The following is a 17,045-nucleotide window of genomic DNA, read 5'->3' as shown; positions in this document are numbered from 1 at the left end:
CAGACCGCCAAATGACCATGACAACCGTCAGCGGAACGGCGGTTCGTCGAAGCTGCGCAGCTTGCGCGAGTGCAACGAGTTGAGCTCGGTGCGTAACAGATCCACCGCTTCGATGCCGATCTTCAGGTGCTGGCTGACCGCGCGTTCATAGAAGGCGTTCGCCGAACCCGGCAACTTGATTTCGCTGTGCAGCGGCTTGTCCGATACACACAGCAGCGTGCCGTAAGGCACCCGCAATCGATAACCTTGCGCCGCGATGGTGCCGCTTTCCATGTCCACGGCTACGGCGCGGGACAGGTTGATCAACGGACGCTCCTGGGCCCAGCGCAGTTCCCAGTTACGATCGTCGTAGGTCAGCACGGTACCGGTGCGCAGGCGTTTTTTCAGTTCATCGCCTTTCTCCCCGGTGATATTGGCCGCCGCCTGCTGAAGGGCGAGCTGCACTTCGGCCAGGGCCGGAATGGGAATGTTCGGCGGCACGACCCGGTCGAGGATCCCGTCGCGGCGCATGTAGGCGTGCGCCAGCACGTAGTCGCCAATGGTTTGCGACTGCCGCAAGCCACCGCAGTGGCCGATCATCAGCCAGCAATGCGGACGCAGCACCGCCAGATGGTCGGTGATGTTCTTGGCGTTGGACGGGCCGACGCCGATGTTCACCAGGGTCACGCCATGGCCATCGCTGGCGATCAGGTGATACGCCGGCATCTGGTAGCGGTGCCAGACCACGCCGGCGGCAATTGCCGAGGCTTCCCCGTGATCCATGGTCTTTTCGATGATCACGTTGCCCGGCAGCACCATGCGCACGAAACGCGGGTCGTTGCGCAGCTGCTCCAGGCCATGGACGATGAACTGGTCGACGTAACGGTGATAGTTGGTCAGCAGAATCCACGGCTGCACATGCCGCCAGTCACTGCCGGTGTAATGCACCAGTCGACGCAGGGAGAAATCCACCCGTGCGGCATCGAACAGTGCCAGGGGCAGTGGGTCGGTGTTTTCCCAATCGTAGAGTCCGTCGGCAATGCCATCGGTTGCCGCCGACAGGTCGGTACTGGGGAACACCCGCGCCAGCACCGCAGCGGTGACGCCGGAACCGGCCAGCTCATCGCCCTGCTCGACGACGTATGGGTAAGGAATATTCTGCTGACTGAGACCCACCTCGACCGTCACGGTGAAGTCATGCATCAACGGAACCAGTTGCTCCAGCAGGTATTTACGGAAAGCCGCCGGATGGGTGACGGTGACGCTGTAGGTGCCCGGCAATTGCACCTTGGCGTAGGCCCGGGTGGTCTGCGGGACTTCGCCCTGGCAATGGTAAGTCAGGCGCAACTCGGGATACCGGAACATCGCACGCTGTTCGGCATCAGGCTCGACACGGTCCTTGAGGTAACGCTTGAGCGCCTGATTCAGCGCAGTAGTCGCACGACTGTGCAAGAGTGCGAGCCGGTCCACGGCTTGCTCGGCGGTTTGAACGACAATAAAAGCTTCGGTCACGATCAGCATCCTGTGTTCTGACTTGCAGAGCTTCATCTTGCCTGCATCGTCGCTTCACGGGAACAGTTGCGTGCTGCTACAAAAATACTGCAAACACCAAAGTTCACTGTGGGAGCGGACTTGCTCGCGAAGGCGTCGTGCCAGCCAATGAAGATGCCGGCTGAAATACTGCCTTCGCGAGCAAGCCCGCTCCCACAGAGGATCAGGGTCGATCACGCATTAGGTGTCGAGCGGGCGACAATGGCTTCTACGTCCAGCCCGCGTGGCAATGCGCCGTACACTCGGCCACCGCCATCCAGACGACTGGCAATAAACGCATCACTGACCGCCGCATTCCCGGCTTCCAGCAACAGCTTGGCCTGCAACCCCAGGGCAATATCTTCAGTCAGCTGCCGGGCACGGTACTGAATGTCGCTGGTATCCTTGAAGGCCTCCTGTAACTGGCGGATGTGTGCGGCCAGACGCTTGTCGCCATGACCGTCACCCAGCTCGCTGAACAATGCATCGAGCACACCCGGCTCTTTCGACAGCGCCCGCAACACATCAAGGCATTGCACGTTGCCGGAACCTTCCCATGTCGAGTTCACCGGTGCCTCGCGATACAGGCGCGGCAGAATGCTGTCCTCGACATAGCCCGCACCACCCATGCATTCGGCGGCTTCGTTGATCATCCCCGGCGCACGCTTGCATATCCAGTACTTGCCCACCGCCGTCACCAGGCGGGCGAATTTCGCTTCCTGCGAGTCATCCAGATGATCCAGCGCCCGGCCCATGCGCAGGCTCAAGGCCAGGGCCGCTTCGCTTTCCAGGGCCAGATCCGCCAGCACGTTCTGCATCAAGGGTTGTTCGCTGAGCAATTTGCCGCCGACCGAGCGATGGGCGCAGTGATGGCTGGCCTGGGTCAGCGCCTGGCGCATCAACGAACTGGAACCGACCATGCAATCGAAACGGGTCATGGCGACCATTTCTATGATTGTCGGAACCCCGCGGCCCTCCTCGCCGACCATCCAGGCCAGTGCCCCACGGAACTCCACTTCACTGGAAGCATTCGAGCAGTTGCCCAGCTTGTTCTTCAGACGCTGGATGTAAAACTGATTGCGCGTATCGTCCGGGCGATGGCGCGGCAACAGGAAGCAGGTCAGGCCCTTGTCCGTCTGCGCCAGGGTCAGGAAGGCATCGCACATGGGGGCCGAACAAAACCACTTGTGCCCCACCAGTTCATAAGCCTGACCAGGACCACGGCCCCCCACCGGGTAAGCCTTGGTGGTGTTGGCCCGCACATCGGTGCCGCCCTGCTTCTCGGTCATGGCCATGCCAATGGTGACCCCGGCCTTGTGGGCCATGCCGACGTTGCGCGGGTCATATTCGGTAGCGAGGATTTTCGGCAACCACTGCTGCGCCAGATCCGCTTGCAGGCGCAGCGCCGGTACGCTGGCAAATGTCATGGTCAACGGGCAGCCACTGCCGGCTTCGGCCTGACTGTGCAAGTAAGTCATGGACGCGCGCGCGACATGGGCGCCATCCTGTGGGTGCGCCCAGGGCAACGAAGTCAGGCCATGCTCGACTGCCGTGCGCATCAGTTGGTGATAGGCGGGATGAAACTCCACCAGGTCAATACGATGACCGTAACGGTCATGGCTGCTGAACTCCGGCTTATTCTGGTTGGCCAGGAACCCGGCCTCCATCAACGGCCCGCCGGCCAATGCACCATAGGCGTCGATTCGCGACTCGGCCCAACCGGCACCGAACCGCCGCGACCACTCCTGCAACGGCAGGTCGATGCGGTACAGGTTGGCGCCATCCAGCGACGGTGGCTGGTTGGTGACTTCGTGGGTTTCGGCGAACTGATGCAGGTTCATGACAGGGCTCCTTTGGTCAGCCAAGGGACTTCAGTTAAGCACTGCCCCATGGCCGAACAAAGTGTCATATCTGCCTAACTGCCGGCGCTTTCGCCATGCTGCGGGCAGAGCACCCGACGATAAAGCGCCGCCTGCAAGTCTTCGAATTTCACCGGTTTACTCAAGTGATCGATCAATGCACCGGTCGGACAGCGTTCCCGATCGACACCGAGGGCGACCAGGAACAACGGCAATTGTGCGCAACCCGGCAAGGCGCGGATCTGACAACAGACCGACATTCCTTGCGTTTTCGGCAACTGGCAGTCCACCAGCACGGCATCAAAGGCTTCTTGCTGCAGCAGTTCGAGGGCGACGGTATCGCTGTCGGCGGTGCGCACGCGAAAGCCGAGCTTGAGCAGCATGCCGCGCATCACCAGTTGGCTGATGCTGTTGTCATCCACCAGCAGTACGGCGCATTCCTGTGGCAAGCGCAGGAGTGGAAAATCCCGGGGCATCAGGGGTGCCACAGAACGCCCGGCTGCTTCCAGTTCAACTTCGACGTCGAGCTGGAAGCGGCTGCCGCGCCCGGGCTCGGAACGGTGAGTCAGACGCCCACCAAGCAATTCAACCAACTGCCGGCAGATCGCCAGCCCGACCCCAAGTCCGCCATATTCGCGAGTCATCGAACCGTCGAGCTGGAAGAAGCGCTGATACATGGTGGCCTCCCCAAGATCGGTAAAACCGATGCCGGTGTCGATCACCGCAAAGGTCAATGCCAATCGGTCAGGCTGGTTCGCCTTCGCGGTCACCCGCAAGGCCAGGCCTCCAATGCGGGTGAATTTGATTGCGTTATCCAGCAGGCACTCCAGGCATTGCGAGATCTTCGCCTTGTCACCGTGCAGGCGGTCCGGCACACCCGAGGCGATATCGACCTTGAAATCCAGGGATTTGGCTGTTGCATTACCTTCGAACTGCCCTCGCAACGACTCGACCATACCACGCAAACTGAAGGCATCCGCCGAGGCCTTGAGCTTGCCGGCCTGCAATTCGGTGAGGGTGAGAATGCCATTGACCATGCGCATCATGTCCCGCGCCGACCCCGAGGCCGTCTGCTGGTATTGCTCCAGCTCCGGGTCCATTTCTACGGTCTGCATCAGCTCCAGAGAACCGATTACGCCGTTCATCGGCGTACGCAGTTCATGGGTCAGGGTGGCGAGAAATTCGTCCTTGAGCTGGTTGCTGCGCTCCAGTTGCTGGTTGAGCACTTCAAGTTTCTGGCTGGCATCGAGCAGGGTCTGTGCTTGCTGCTCGCGCATTGCGTTGATGCGATCGGCCAGGGCCAGGGACAGCAAAGCCACCTCGATCGCCGAACCGATCTGGCTGGAATACATGGTCAGGAACACGTTGGGCAGGTAACCCAGCACCATCAGCGTATTGACGACGCCACCGAGCAGAAACGCCGACCAGGCGATGATGAAGTACCGCGCTACGCGCAAGCCGCGCAGCCAGGCAAAGATGCCGGCGGCAAAAATCACTACGGTGAACGTCAGCGCCAGCGCCGTGGCCAGCCGTAACGCCAGGGCATAACTGGCCATCAATGACAGGCCGACCACCAGCGCACTGAAAACGACCAGCGCCAGCAATAAGCGATCGACCCAGCGGCTGTGGGTAGCCATCTGCAAAAAACTGCGGGCGAACTGACTGCCGAACAGACCCGCGCAGCCAATGAAAAATGGCGTCGCGGCATTGGCCCACCAAGGGTTGTCGGGCCAGAAATACTGCACCGCCGCCCCGTTCACCGACAGCTGATACAGACCGAACGAGGCGATGTAGAAGATGTAGTAGAGATAACTGGTGTCGCGCACACTGAGGTAGATGAACAGGTTGTAGACCAGCATTCCCAGCAACACGCCGTATATCAACCCAAGTACATAGAGGCGCACGGGTTGTTCTTCGAGGTAGGCGGTGCTCGACCACAACGTCACGGGCGCCTGGATCGAGCCTTCACTTTGCAGACGCAGATAGAGGGTTTCGCGCTGATCTGGCTTGAACGCCAGGTCGAACAGGTAATTGTTCTGGTGAATCTCACGACTGGCAAATGGCAAGGCATCGCCGGTCTGCCGGACCAGATGATAGTCGCCGGCCGAATCGGGTAAATAAAGATCGAGACGGTCCAGAGGCGGATAGGCCAGTTCCAGCAGCCAGGTCCGTTGCGCTGCCGGGTTGCCCGGACGGTAGTGCAGGTCAATTTTCAGCCAGAACACAGAACGTGAATACCCGGCGTTGAGCGTGTCTTTGTGGTGAGGCTTGAAGTTGCCGGCTGCCGCTTGCGCAAGTACATCCGCGATGGTCGCCTGACCACCCGCGTCCTCCAGCACTTGCAGGGTTCGGCCCAAGGGAAGGCTGCGAGTAAACTCATCGAACTCGACGGCGTTCGCCAAAAGGGGCAAACACAACAGCAACATCAGCAGATAGCGCATTTAAGCCCCAGCGTGGACTGTCCGGTCTTTTCAGGAAGCCCCCCATTCCCTTTGAGTAGACGTAAAACCGGTATCACCTGTTATTGGTTTGGATCCACTTTAGCATAGCCGTTGATGGCCTTTAAGCACCATCGAAAATTATATTGAAAAGGCTCTAGAACGGGCACCTCAGCACTAATCAGCGATCCAAAACCACTGCCTTGATGGCAATGATCAAAAGATCGCTATGCCAATGCGTGCACACACCCGAAAAACATGTTTGGTGGTAAGCTCGCGCACCATGAATATCTACAGCTCTCGCCCCGTTGTCCTCTGTCTCTCCGGCCACGACCCAAGTGGTGGCGCCGGCTTGCAGGCAGATATCGAAGCCCTGCTCGCTCAGGGATGCCATGCGGCTCCGGCCGTGACCGCCCTGACCGTGCAAGACACCGTCAATGTCACTGACTTCCGCGTCCTCGACCGTGAGTGGGTGCTGGCCCAGGCCAATGCCGTGCTCAACGACTCCGAAGTCGCTGCGGTCAAACTGGGCATGCTCGGTTCCCTGGAAATGGTCGACACCGTTGTCGAACTGCTTTCGGCTCACCCGCATTTGCCAGTGGTCTGTGACCCGGTACTGCGCGCCGGCGGCGGCGGGCGACTGGGCAAGGACGAAGTGGGCTACGCCATGCGTGAACGCCTGCTGCCCCTGTCGATCATTGCCACCCCCAACCTCCCTGAAGCCCGCATCCTCGCCGAACTGCCTGAGGGCACTGCGGACGAGTGCGCAGAAAAACTCCTGCCATACGTCAAACACCTGCTGATCACCGGCGGTCACGGCGACGAAACCGAAATCCACAATCGCCTGTACAGCCGTGATGGCCTGCGCGAAACCTTTACCTGCCAGCGCCTGCCCGGCAGCTATCATGGCTCCGGTTGCACCCTGGCCAGCGCCCTGGCCGGTCGTCTGGCCCAGGGTGAAAACCTCGCCAGCGCCGTACAGACTGCACTTAACTACACGTGGCGCACCCTGCGCGATGCCGAGCAGCTGGGCAAAGGCCAATTCGTGCCACGCCGCCTGCCACTGGATTTCTGTTCGTAATGCCATGAGGCTAGTCCGATGAAACTACGTGGCCTGTACGCCATTACCGACAGCCAGTTGCTGGCCGGTAAACTTCTTTCGTACGTGGAGGCGGCGCTGGAAGGTGGCGTCACCTTGCTGCAGTACCGCGACAAGAGCAGCGATGAGGCCCGCCGCCTGCGCGAGGCCGAAGCCTTGCGCGATCTGTGCGATCGATACAAGACCCAGTTGATCATCAATGACGATGCGGAGCTGGCCGCGCGCCTGAACGTCGGCGTGCATCTTGGCCAGACCGATGGCCCACTGTCGCCGACCCGCGCACTGCTCGGTTCCAAAGCGATCATCGGCTCGACCTGTCATGCGCAAATCGAACTGGCTGAGCAAGCCATAAAAGAAGGCGCCAGTTACGTCGCCTTTGGCCGCTTCTTCAATTCCAGCACCAAGCCCGGCGCACCCACTTGCAGCCTCGAACTACTCGACCAGGCCCGCAAGCAATTGCACCTGCCGATCTGCGCGATCGGCGGTATCACCCTTGATAACGCCGCGCCGCTGGTGGCCCATGGCGTTGATCTGCTGGCGGTGGTGCATGGCCTGTTTGGTGCACAGAGCACGGCTGAAGTGACCCGCCGCGCCCGCGCCTTCAACGAACTGTTTTCTATTTAAGTAGCTTAAAATCCGATTTGAGAGCCCGATCATGTCTCGTTCCGAAACCCTGTTTGCCAATGCCCAGAAACACATCCCCGGTGGCGTGAACTCGCCGGTGCGCGCGTTCAAGAGCGTTGGCGGCACGCCGTTGTTCTTCAAGCACGCTGAAGGCGCCTACGTCACCGACGAAGACAACAAACGCTATGTGGACTACGTCGGTTCCTGGGGCCCGATGATCCTCGGTCACAGCCATCCGGACGTGCTGGACGCGGTGCGCAAGCAACTGGAGCACGGGCTGTCATACGGCGCCCCGACCGAGATGGAAACCCAGATGGCCGATCTGGTCTGCTCGCTCGTGCCATCGATGGAAATGGTGCGCATGGTCAGCTCCGGTACCGAAGCGACCATGAGCGCCATCCGCCTGGCCCGCGGCTTCACCGGTCGCGACAGCATCATCAAGTTCGAAGGCTGCTACCACGGTCACTCCGACAGCCTGCTGGTCAAGGCCGGTTCCGGCGCCCTGACCCAAGGCGTGCCGAGCTCGGCCGGTGTGCCGGCAGCGTTCGCCAAACACACCCTGACCCTGCCGTTCAACGACATCGACGCAGTTGAGGCCATGCTCGCCGAAGTTGGCCAGGACGTGGCCTGCATCATCGTTGAACCCGTGGCCGGCAACATGAACTGCGTACCACCGGCTCCGGGCTTCCTCGAAGGCCTGCGGACGCTGTGCGACAAACACGGCGTGGTGCTGATTTTCGACGAAGTCATGACCGGTTTCCGTGTCGCCCTCGGCGGCGCCCAGGCGCACTACGGCGTGAAGCCGGACCTGACCACCTTCGGCAAGATCATCGGCGGCGGCATGCCGGTCGGCTGCTTCGGCGGCAAGCGCGAAATCATGTCGCGCATCGCACCGCTGGGCCCGGTCTACCAGGCCGGTACACTGTCGGGTAACCCGCTGGCAATGGCCGCCGGCCTGACCACCCTGCGCCTGATCAGCCGTCCGGGCTTCCACGCCGAGCTGACCGACTACACCACTCGCCTGCTGGACGGCCTGCAACAACGCGCCGATGCAGCCGGCATTCCGTTCGTGACCACCCAGGCCGGTGGCATGTTCGGTCTGTATTTCAGCGGTGCCGACGACATCGTGACGTTCGATGACGTCATGGCCAGCGACGCCGCCCTGTTCGGCCGTTTCTTCCACCTGATGCTGGAAGGTGGCGTTTACCTGGCACCGAGCGCGTTCGAAGCCGGCTTCACCTCGATCGCCCATGGCGAAGCCGAGTTGAAACTGACCCTGGATGCCGCCGAGCGCGCCTTCGCTGCATTGAAGTAAGGGTGCTGCGCTGACGCTGGTCACTGCCAGCGTCAGCTTTTCACCTGCATTCCTGCGCTTTATCTGACTCCCCCCGCCCATAATTCCCCGCAAAGTGGGCGATATATTTCCCACGCAGCAGAAAAACGAGTAAAGACTTTGTAAGGTTGCCCCTGCTTATTTCATAATGCGCGCTTATTGGATCCCCTCGATGGGTCCGCGCGCCCTTCAGAGGTAAGTCGATTCCCATGAACCGCACCGGCCGCGCCCTTTCACTGGGCTGCCTGTTGCTCCTTCAGCCCCTGCTCGCGCACGCACAAGCAGGCGGCAACTCGTTGTTAATCCCAGCGATGGGTCGCTGCACCCTCAATACCCAGCCGCAGGACCTGGCCCAGGCACTCGCCGCCTGCCAGAAAGCGTCGGATGAAGGGGATGCCCAGGCGCAATACGAGTTGGGCGAGTTCTACTACGACGGCAAAAACGCGCCGCGCGACCTCAATCAAGCCCTGAGCTATTTCGAAAAGGCCTCGCTGCAGGGCCACGCCCAGGCGCAATTCAAACTTGGCACCATGTTCTTCCACGGCGACGGCGTACCGGCCAACAACGTTCAAGCCTATATCTTGCTGAAAATGGCGGCGGTCAATGGCGCTGAAGATGCGCTGGACACCGCCGACGAAGTCACGGAAAAGATGCCGCGCGAAGAACTGGAAATCGCTACCCAGGTGCTGGGGCAAATATTCCGTAAATATTTGATGGAATTGCAGAGTGCCGATGGGCGCACGCCGTTTGCGCCGCTGCCTTAATTGTCACAAATGATTTTGTGGTGAGGGGGGTGCGGCGGTCCGACAAGCTCCCTCGCCACACCCCCCTCACCACAAAAGCCCTACTTCTCAGGCATCGGCATCGGAAACGGCATCACATTGCCGACCGCGCCGCGGGCTTCACTGATCTTAGGCGTACCCAGGCGCTCGACTTCGTCGATGCGCACGATCGAATGCATCGGCACGAAACTGCGCACAACGCCCTCGAACTGAGCCTTGAGCTTTTCTTCGCTCGGATCGACGACCACTTGCGTGCGCTCGCCAAAGACGAATTCTTCCACTTCCAGGAAGCCCCACAGATCACTTTGATAGATCTGCTTGGCATACATTTCGTACACCTGGCCCTGGTTAAGAAAAATCACCTTGTAGATTGGAGCTTCACGTTTGGTCATGGTGGGCGAGCAACACATCGGGGGATAAAAATGAGGGCGCGAACTATAGCATAGCCGCCGGACGCACAGCGGTAGGAACCTTGGAACATGTTCCCTATAATGCGCGGTTCTTTGAATCACGTGATGACTCTATTCCATGGCCAAGAAGCTTTACATCGAAACCCACGGTTGCCAGATGAACGAGTACGACAGCTCGCGCATGGTCGATCTGCTGGGCGAACATCAGGCCCTGGAAGTCACCGCTCGCGCTGAAGACGCCGACGTGATCCTGCTCAACACCTGCTCGATCCGCGAACGCGCCCAGGACCGGGTGTATTCCCAGCTCGGCCGCTGGCGCGAGCTGAAATTGGCCAACCCTGAAATGGTGATCGCCGTCGGCGGGTGCGTGGCCAGTCAGGAAGGCGCCGCCATCCGCGACCGCGCCCCGTACGTCGACGTGGTGTTCGGCCCGCAGACCTTGCACCGCCTGCCGGAAATGATCGACGCTGCGCGCAGCACCCGGCTGCCGCAGGTCGACGTCTCGTTCCCGGAAATCGAAAAATTCGACCATTTGCCCGAGCCGCGTATCGACGGCCCAAGCGCGTATGTGTCGGTGATGGAAGGCTGCAGCAAGTACTGCACGTTCTGCGTGGTGCCCTACACCCGCGGCGAAGAAGTCAGCCGGCCGTTCGACGACGTGATCGCCGAGATCATTCACCTCGCCGAGAACGGTGTGCGCGAAGTGACCTTGCTGGGGCAGAACGTCAACGGCTATCGCGGCCTTACCCATGACGGGCGCCTGGCTGATCTGGCCGAACTGATCCGCGTGGTGGCCGCTGTCGACGGCATCGATCGCATCCGCTACACCACTTCGCACCCGCTGGAGTTCTCCGACAGCCTGATCCAGGCCCACGCCGAGGTACCGGAGCTGGTCAAACACCTGCACCTGCCGGTGCAATCGGGCTCGGACCGCATCCTGGCAGCGATGAAGCGCAACCACACAGCGCTGGAGTACAAATCCAAGCTGCGCAAGTTACGGGCCGCCGTGCCGGGCATCTGCATCAGCTCGGACTTCATCGTCGGTTTCCCGGGCGAGACCGAGAAAGACTTCGAACAGACCATGAAGCTGATCGAGGACGTCGGTTTCGACTTCTCCTACTCGTTCGTCTACAGCCAGCGCCCGGGTACTCCGGCAGCCGATCTGGCCGATGACACGCCGGAAGAACTGAAAAAAGAACGGCTGAACGCCCTGCAACATCGCCTGAACCAGCAAGGTTTCGAGATCAGCCGACAAATGGTCGGCTCGGTCCAGCGCATCCTGGTGACCGATTACTCGAAAAAAGACCCCGGCGAGTTGCAGGGTCGCACCGAGAATAACCGGATCGTCAACTTCCGCTGCGACAATCCGACCCTGATCGGCCAGTTCGCCGATGTGCACATCGATGCCGCGCAACCGCACTCGCTGCGGGGTTCGCTGATCCAGTAACACTGTGGGAGCCGGGCTTTTGTGGCGAGGGGGCTTGCCCCCGCTGGATCGCGCAGCGCTCCCTATATTTTGCGACTGCATCGCAGGCGAACGGGGGCAAGCCCCCTCGCCACAGTCAAGTAGCGAATTCGTGCATCTTATTTAAGAGCTTTCGCACCCACGCCACTGGCGTTATCCTTGATTTCATCTCAATTGCCCCAGGGCGGCTAAATACGACCTTGAACGCACCCATAGAACCACATCGTTTCATCCTCGAGCCCTTTGAGGCTCGCCGCTTTGCCAATCTGTGCGGGCAATTCGACGAGCACCTGCGCTTGATCGAACAGCGCCTGAGCATCGAGATCCGCAATCGCGGAAACCAGTTCGAACTGATCGGCGAGCCCAAACACACCTCCTCCGCGGAAAACCTCCTGCGCCGCCTGTACCGGGAAACCAAGGGTACCGAGCTGTCGCCGGACATGGTCCACCTGTTCCTGCAGGAATCGGCCATCGAGGAGCTGGACAACCACTCCCCCGCCGAACCCTCCGTAGCCCTGCGCACCAAGAAAGGCATGATTCGCCCCCGCGGCTTGAATCAACTGCGCTACGTCAAGGAAATCCTCGGTAACGACATCAATTTCGGCATTGGTCCGGCCGGTACCGGCAAGACCTACCTGGCTGTCGCCTGTGCGGTCGATGCGCTGGAACGCGAGCAGATCCGCCGCATCCTGCTGGTTCGTCCTGCGGTCGAAGCCGGTGAAAAACTCGGCTTCCTGCCCGGCGACCTGTCGCAGAAGATCGACCCGTACCTGCGTCCGCTCTACGACGCACTCTACGAAATGCTCGGCTTCGAATACGTCGCCAAGCTGATCGAGCGCCAGGTGATCGAAGTCGCGCCGCTGGCCTACATGCGCGGGCGCACCCTGAACAACAGCTTCATCATCCTCGACGAAAGCCAGAACACCACGGTCGAACAGATGAAAATGTTCCTGACCCGGATCGGCTTCGGCTCCACGGCAGTCATTACCGGCGACATCACCCAGGTCGACCTGCCTCGCGGCACCAAGTCCGGCCTGCATCACGTGATAGAAGTGCTCAAGGATGTGCCGGGCATCAGCTTCACCCATTTCCAGCCCAAAGACGTCGTGCGCCACCCATTGGTGCAGCGCATCGTCGAAGCCTACGAGCGCTTCGAAACCAAAGCGGCCGATGATGCAGCCGCCAAGGATAGCCGCCGCGATGCTTGAGCTAGACCTGCAAATCGCCACCGAAGCGCGCGCGCCCAGCGAAGCCGAGTTCCGCCAATGGTGTGAACTGGCCCTGCGCCAGCGTAGCGCCGACTCGGAAATGACCATTCGTTTGGTCGACGAAGCCGAAGGCCGCGAGCTGAACCACACTTGGCGGCAGAAAGATTACGCCACCAACGTCTTGTCGTTCCCGGCGGATGTTCCCGACGAGTTTCTCGACATCCCGTTGCTGGGCGATCTGGTGATCTGCGTGGCGGTGGTCGAGCGCGAAGCCGCCGAGCAAGGCAAGGAACTCAAGGCCCATTGGGCACACCTGGTGATTCACGGCTGCTTGCATCTGCTTGGTTACGACCATATAGACGACGAAGAAGCCGAAGAAATGGAAGCACTGGAACGAACGTTGCTTGCAGAGCTGGGCTATCCCGATCCGTACGCGGACGACGAAACTGATATTTCCCCTACCGAAACAACAAAGGATTCAGAGTAATCGCTATGAGCGAAGATCGATCGAGCAACGGGCAGAAGTCATGGCTGGGTAAGCTCACCCAGGCTTTTGCCCACGAGCCGAAGAACCGCCAGGAGCTGCTGGAGCTGCTGCGCGACGCACACCAGAACAAACTGCTGGACAGCGAAGCGCTGGCCATCGTCGAAGGCGCCATCCAGGTAGCCGACCTGCAGGTACGCGACATCATGGTGCCGCGTTCGCAAATGGTCAGCATCAAGGCGACCCAGACACCCCGCGAATTCCTCCCAGCCGTGGTCGACTCGGCCCACTCCCGCTACCCGGTGATCGGCGAAAGCCACGATGACGTGATGGGCGTGCTGCTGGCCAAGGACTTGCTGCCATTGATCCTCAAGGAAAATGGCGACAGCTTCAACATCAAGGACCTGCTGCGTCCGGCCACGTTCGTGCCGGAGTCCAAGCGCCTGAACGTGCTGCTGCGCGAGTTCCGCGCCAACCACAATCACATGGCCATCGTCATCGACGAATACGGCGGTGTGGCGGGTCTGGTGACGATTGAAGACGTCCTGGAACAGATCGTCGGTGATATTGAAGACGAACACGACGTCGAGGAAGACAGCTACATCAAGCCGCTGCCAAGCGGAGACTTCCTGATCAAGGCACTGACGCCGATCGAGAACTTCAACGAGTTTTTCGACAGCGAATTTTCCGACGACGAGTTCGACACCGTCGGCGGCCTGGTGATGAGTGCGTTCGGGCACCTGCCAAAACGCAACGAAATCACCGAAATCGGCCAGTACCGCTTCCGCATCCTGAATGCCGACAGCCGAAGGATTCACCTGCTGCGTCTGACACCCATTGCTCGCTAAGGATTGAAATGCGCTGGACAACCCGCCCCGGCTGGCCCGGTAACCTGCTGGCCGTGGCGGCCGGTGCAATCACCACCCTGGCGCTTGCGCCGTTCGATATCTGGCCGCTGGCATTACTGGCGGTCGGATTGTTCTACGCCGGCCTGCGTGAGCTCAGTCCACGCCAGGCCCTTGGTCGAGGCTGGTGCTTCGGCTTCGGACTTTTTGGTGCCGGTACCAGCTGGATCTACTACAGCATCCACCACTTCGGTGGCGCGTCAATGCTGCTGGCCGGCTTCCTCATGCTGCTCTTCACGGCGGCGATTGCCTGGTTCTTCGCCCTGCCCGCCTGGTTGTGGGCGCGCTGGTTGCGTCGCAACGAGGCTCCACTGGCCGATGCCCTGGCGTTTGCTGCATTGTGGGTTGGACAGGAAGCCTTTCGCGGCTGGTTTCTCACCGGCTTTCCGTGGCTCTACTCGGGTTACAGTCAGCTCGACGGCCCGCTGACCGGCCTCGCGCCGGTGGGCGGGATGTGGCTGATTTCCTTCACCCTGGCCCTGACCGCAGCATTGCTCTACAACGCCCTGCGCCTGGTTCGCACTGGCCGCAAAGGCTTCATTGCAGCGGGCGCTTTGCTGTTGGTCGGCCCCTGGGTGGCGGGTTTCGCCCTAAAGCATCATGCCTGGACCAGCCCGGCCGGGGCACCACTGAGTGTCGCGGCGATCCAGGGCAATGTCGAACAGAGCCTGAAGTGGGACCCGGCGCAGCTCAACGCGCAGTTGGCGCTTTATCGCGACATGAGTTTCAGCTCCAAACCCGTCGACCTGCTGATCTGGCCGGAAACGGCGGTGCCGGTGCTCAAGGAGTCCGCCGAGGGCTACCTGAACATGATGGGCAATTTTGCAGCCGAGCGTAATTCGGCGCTGATTACCGGCGTGCCGATCCGCCAAATGGTCCACCAGGAAAAGCGTTTTTACAACGGCATTACCGTGACGGGTGAAGGCGATGGTACTTACCTCAAGCAGAAACTGGTGCCGTTTGGCGAATACGTGCCACTGCAGGATGTGCTGCGAGGCCTGATCGCATTCTTCGATTTGCCGATGTCGGACTTCGCCCGAGGCCCGGCCGACCAGCCCTTGCTGCAAGCCAAGGGTTATCAGATCGCGCCGTACATTTGCTACGAAGTGGTCTATCCGGAGTTTGCCGCCAGCCTGGCCGCCCGTAGCGATCTGTTACTGACCATCAGCAACGACACCTGGTTCGGCACCTCCATAGGCCCGCTGCAACACTTGCAAATGGCGCAGATGCGCGCGCTGGAAGCCGGTCGCTGGATGATCCGCGCGACCAACAACGGTGTAACCGGGCTGATCAATCCATTCGGCCAGATCACCGCCCAGATCCCGCAGTTCGAGCGAGGCATCCTGTACGGTGAAGTGGTGCCGATGCACAACCTGACGCCTTATCTGCAGTGGCGTTCATGGCCGTTGATCATCCTTTGTGTGCTGTTGTTTGGCTGGGCGCTGGTGGCGAACCGGATGGCGAAAACCGTCTGAGACTGGCGGCCTTTTGTGGCGAGAGGGCTTGCCCCCTCGCTACAGGGTTCAGCGGTAAAACAACGAATACCCGATCTGCCCCACCGCCTCATTCATCAACTGCCCGTTCTGCCAGATCGATTTGTACTCCGGCATCCAGCCACCCAACGGCAGTGCGCTGTCGCCGCCCAGGAAACCGACCGGGGCGGGCACCACCTCAAATCCTGCCTTGTGGAAACTCCAGACCGCGCGAGGCATGTGCGCCGCATGAGTGACCACCACCACACGCTTGATGCCTTCGGGTAACAATACCTGCGCCGTGAGTTGCGCATTCTCCCAGGTGGTCCGGCTGCCCCCTTCCTGCCAACGCACCATCACACCGAAATCATCGCGCAAGGAATCGGCCATCAACTGCGCCTCGCTGGGCGGCGTGCCGAAATGCAACCCGCCACTGGTCAGCACCGGTAAACCAGACGCCTTGGCCAGCCGCGCCGCGTAGCGCTGACGCTCCAGGCCGATTCCCGTGGGCTGGTCGGCGCCCCAGGCCACATCGCCCCGCTCGCGCCCGGAACCGAGCACCACGATGGCGTCGGCGCGCTGTCCCAGGGTTGCCCATTCGTCGCGAGCCAGAGGGGGCTCACGTTCAAGCTGGCTGGCACTCCATTGCACTACGACCGGCAGGCTCATCAGCCAGAGCCCGCCCAGGCCGAGGGCAAAGCACGCACCCGCAAGCCGCGGCCTTGAGCGGCGCAGCCACCAGGCGAGCAAAAGCAGCAGCAAGAGAATGCCGGGTGGCAGAAGAAGTTGTTTAACGAAATAACGAAACGGCATCGAGCATCTCCCTGAGATGCCCGAAGCCTAAGTGGGTTGACGCAATACAACAATCGATACGCAAAGACTATGCTTGGAAAAAATCATGGTGCATGGCTCTTTGCCTATTTGAACTGCAAAGACCGGACCTTTACCGCGTCTCTGCCGGGGACTTTGTCCTTGAGCCAGATGATCTTGGCCGAACGTGGTGTATCGAGTTGCTTTATCGCTTCTGACAGGTATCCGTGTGTCTCACGCTCACTGCGATCCAGATACGCCTTGACCAGTGCAAACTCTGCGGGGCTCAGGCCACGCAGTTCCAGTTCCAGAGGGCGTACGTCACGCAGCCGTCCAGCAGTTTTCGCCGCTTCCAGGGCCATGCCCAGACGATCAATCAGTCTTTCGTACAGCTCCGGCTTAGTAGCTTTTCGTTGTGACTCAACCATCCCTCACCTCATTGGAAGATAAGACCTACTCCCCAGTTAGAGCTTAGCTTCCATGAACAAACCGGCTGAACGCCGCGACAAACGGACCTTGCAGTCATTTTTGCCGGATGCGCGGCAACAATCAGGGTTTCCCTCGGTAGAGCGCGGTCATGTATGCTACGGCGCTTCCTGTAACTCCACTTCCAGCTCGGCTGGACATCGAAAACGCCAATCCGGCGC

15 protein-coding genes are annotated in these 17,045 nt (G+C 60.5%); 9 read left to right on the top strand and 6 right to left on the bottom strand.

What is annotated here, in order from left to right; genetic code table 11:
* Positions 1 to 27 precede the first annotated feature (27 nt).
* From amn to ASE98_RS21220, 3 genes are all read right to left on the bottom strand, one after another.
* Positions 28 to 1,527, bottom strand: a complete 1,500-nt coding sequence (gene amn, locus ASE98_RS21230) for an AMP nucleosidase (protein WP_177336991.1) — start codon at positions 1,525 to 1,527, stop codon at positions 28 to 30.
* Between the two features lie 176 nt (positions 1,528 to 1,703).
* Positions 1,704 to 3,350 (bottom strand): acyl-CoA dehydrogenase family protein, encoded by a 1,647-nt coding sequence (locus ASE98_RS21225; protein ID WP_060543284.1) that lies wholly within the window; start codon positions 3,348 to 3,350, stop codon positions 1,704 to 1,706.
* Positions 3,351 to 3,424: 74 nt separating this feature from the next.
* Positions 3,425 to 5,809: a hybrid sensor histidine kinase/response regulator gene (locus tag ASE98_RS21220; protein ID WP_060543283.1), complete on the bottom strand. Its 2,385-nt coding sequence runs from the start codon at positions 5,807 to 5,809 to the stop codon at positions 3,425 to 3,427.
* A 280-nt stretch (positions 5,810 to 6,089) separates the two neighbouring features.
* Here ASE98_RS21220 and ASE98_RS21215 point away from each other — a divergent pair, with 280 nt between their 5' ends.
* The 4 genes from ASE98_RS21215 to ASE98_RS21200 all read left to right on the top strand — a co-directional run bounded on the left by ASE98_RS21215 (position 6,090) and on the right by ASE98_RS21200 (position 9,626).
* Positions 6,090 to 6,887 (top strand): hydroxymethylpyrimidine/phosphomethylpyrimidine kinase, encoded by a 798-nt coding sequence (locus tag ASE98_RS21215; protein WP_060543396.1) that lies wholly within the window; start codon positions 6,090 to 6,092, stop codon positions 6,885 to 6,887.
* A gap of 18 nt (positions 6,888 to 6,905) precedes the next feature.
* Positions 6,906 to 7,529, top strand: coding sequence for a thiamine phosphate synthase (gene thiE, locus ASE98_RS21210; protein WP_060543282.1), 624 nt, complete (start codon positions 6,906 to 6,908; stop codon positions 7,527 to 7,529).
* Positions 7,530 to 7,560: 31 nt separating this feature from the next.
* Complete coding sequence (hemL, locus tag ASE98_RS21205) at positions 7,561 to 8,844, top strand: glutamate-1-semialdehyde 2,1-aminomutase (RefSeq protein ID WP_060543281.1); 1,284 nt, start codon at positions 7,561 to 7,563, stop codon at positions 8,842 to 8,844.
* 227 nt (positions 8,845 to 9,071) lie between these two features.
* Complete coding sequence (locus tag ASE98_RS21200) at positions 9,072 to 9,626, top strand: tetratricopeptide repeat protein (protein WP_060543280.1); 555 nt, start codon at positions 9,072 to 9,074, stop codon at positions 9,624 to 9,626.
* Positions 9,627 to 9,706: 80 nt separating this feature from the next.
* Here the strand turns inward: ASE98_RS21200 and ASE98_RS21195 are convergent, their stop codons facing one another.
* Positions 9,707 to 10,036 (bottom strand): DUF1820 family protein, encoded by a 330-nt coding sequence (locus ASE98_RS21195; RefSeq protein WP_007894425.1) that lies wholly within the window; start codon positions 10,034 to 10,036, stop codon positions 9,707 to 9,709.
* Positions 10,037 to 10,172: 136 nt separating this feature from the next.
* On the opposite strand from ASE98_RS21195, the gene miaB reads away from it, so the two are divergent.
* From miaB to lnt, 5 genes are all read left to right on the top strand, one after another.
* Complete coding sequence (gene miaB / locus ASE98_RS21190) at positions 10,173 to 11,501, top strand: tRNA (N6-isopentenyl adenosine(37)-C2)-methylthiotransferase MiaB (protein ID WP_060543279.1); 1,329 nt, start codon at positions 10,173 to 10,175, stop codon at positions 11,499 to 11,501.
* A 218-nt stretch (positions 11,502 to 11,719) separates the two neighbouring features.
* A complete protein-coding gene (locus tag ASE98_RS21185; RefSeq protein WP_060543278.1) occupies positions 11,720 to 12,727 on the top strand; it encodes a PhoH family protein in 1,008 nt (335 codons plus the stop codon).
* Complete coding sequence (gene ybeY, locus ASE98_RS21180; RefSeq protein ID WP_060543277.1) at positions 12,720 to 13,214, top strand: rRNA maturation RNase YbeY; 495 nt, start codon at positions 12,720 to 12,722, stop codon at positions 13,212 to 13,214. The genes ASE98_RS21185 and ybeY overlap by 8 nt, the downstream gene beginning before the upstream one ends.
* Before the next feature lie 5 nt (positions 13,215 to 13,219).
* The gene (locus ASE98_RS21175) at positions 13,220 to 14,059 is read left to right on the top strand and encodes an HlyC/CorC family transporter (RefSeq protein WP_060543276.1); all 840 of its coding nucleotides are present in this window, start codon (positions 13,220 to 13,222) and stop codon (positions 14,057 to 14,059) included.
* A gap of 8 nt (positions 14,060 to 14,067) precedes the next feature.
* Positions 14,068 to 15,591, top strand: a complete 1,524-nt coding sequence (gene lnt / locus ASE98_RS21170; protein ID WP_060543275.1) for an apolipoprotein N-acyltransferase — start codon at positions 14,068 to 14,070, stop codon at positions 15,589 to 15,591.
* A 48-nt stretch (positions 15,592 to 15,639) separates the two neighbouring features.
* Here lnt and ASE98_RS21165 read toward each other — a convergent pair whose 3' ends face one another.
* Positions 15,640 to 16,401 carry a YdcF family protein gene (locus ASE98_RS21165; protein ID WP_060543274.1) on the bottom strand — a complete coding sequence of 254 codons (762 nt, stop codon included), beginning with the start codon at positions 16,399 to 16,401 and terminating at the stop codon, positions 15,640 to 15,642.
* Between the two features lie 104 nt (positions 16,402 to 16,505).
* The gene (locus ASE98_RS21160; RefSeq protein WP_060543273.1) at positions 16,506 to 16,826 is read right to left on the bottom strand and encodes a hypothetical protein; all 321 of its coding nucleotides are present in this window, start codon (positions 16,824 to 16,826) and stop codon (positions 16,506 to 16,508) included.
* Between the last annotated feature and the right edge of the window lie 219 nt (positions 16,827 to 17,045).

This window comes from Pseudomonas sp. Leaf48, from assembly GCF_001421885.1.
GTDB lineage: Bacteria > Pseudomonadota > Gammaproteobacteria > Pseudomonadales > Pseudomonadaceae > Aquipseudomonas.
This window is presented reverse-complemented; position numbering and strand designations above follow the sequence as displayed.

Excerpts from the sequence above, each read along its gene's own strand:
- amn (WP_177336991.1), bottom strand. The coding sequence starts at position 1,527 with ATGAAGCTCTGCAAGTCAGAACACAGGATGCTGATCGTGACCGAAGCT.
- ASE98_RS21225 (WP_060543284.1), bottom strand. The coding sequence starts at position 3,350 with ATGAACCTGCATCAGTTCGCCGAAACCCACGAAGTCACCAACCAGCCA.
- ASE98_RS21220 (WP_060543283.1), bottom strand. The coding sequence starts at position 5,809 with ATGCGCTATCTGCTGATGTTGCTGTTGTGTTTGCCCCTTTTGGCGAAC.
- ASE98_RS21215 (WP_060543396.1), top strand. The coding sequence starts at position 6,090 with ATGAATATCTACAGCTCTCGCCCCGTTGTCCTCTGTCTCTCCGGCCAC.
- thiE (WP_060543282.1), top strand. The coding sequence starts at position 6,906 with ATGAAACTACGTGGCCTGTACGCCATTACCGACAGCCAGTTGCTGGCC.
- hemL (WP_060543281.1), top strand. The coding sequence starts at position 7,561 with ATGTCTCGTTCCGAAACCCTGTTTGCCAATGCCCAGAAACACATCCCC.
- ASE98_RS21200 (WP_060543280.1), top strand. The coding sequence starts at position 9,072 with ATGAACCGCACCGGCCGCGCCCTTTCACTGGGCTGCCTGTTGCTCCTT.
- ASE98_RS21195 (WP_007894425.1), bottom strand. The coding sequence starts at position 10,036 with ATGACCAAACGTGAAGCTCCAATCTACAAGGTGATTTTTCTTAACCAG.
- miaB (WP_060543279.1), top strand. The coding sequence starts at position 10,173 with ATGGCCAAGAAGCTTTACATCGAAACCCACGGTTGCCAGATGAACGAG.
- ybeY (WP_060543277.1), top strand. The coding sequence starts at position 12,720 with ATGCTTGAGCTAGACCTGCAAATCGCCACCGAAGCGCGCGCGCCCAGC.
- ASE98_RS21175 (WP_060543276.1), top strand. The coding sequence starts at position 13,220 with ATGAGCGAAGATCGATCGAGCAACGGGCAGAAGTCATGGCTGGGTAAG.
- lnt (WP_060543275.1), top strand. The coding sequence starts at position 14,068 with ATGCGCTGGACAACCCGCCCCGGCTGGCCCGGTAACCTGCTGGCCGTG.
- ASE98_RS21165 (WP_060543274.1), bottom strand. The coding sequence starts at position 16,401 with ATGCCGTTTCGTTATTTCGTTAAACAACTTCTTCTGCCACCCGGCATT.
- ASE98_RS21160 (WP_060543273.1), bottom strand. The coding sequence starts at position 16,826 with ATGGTTGAGTCACAACGAAAAGCTACTAAGCCGGAGCTGTACGAAAGA.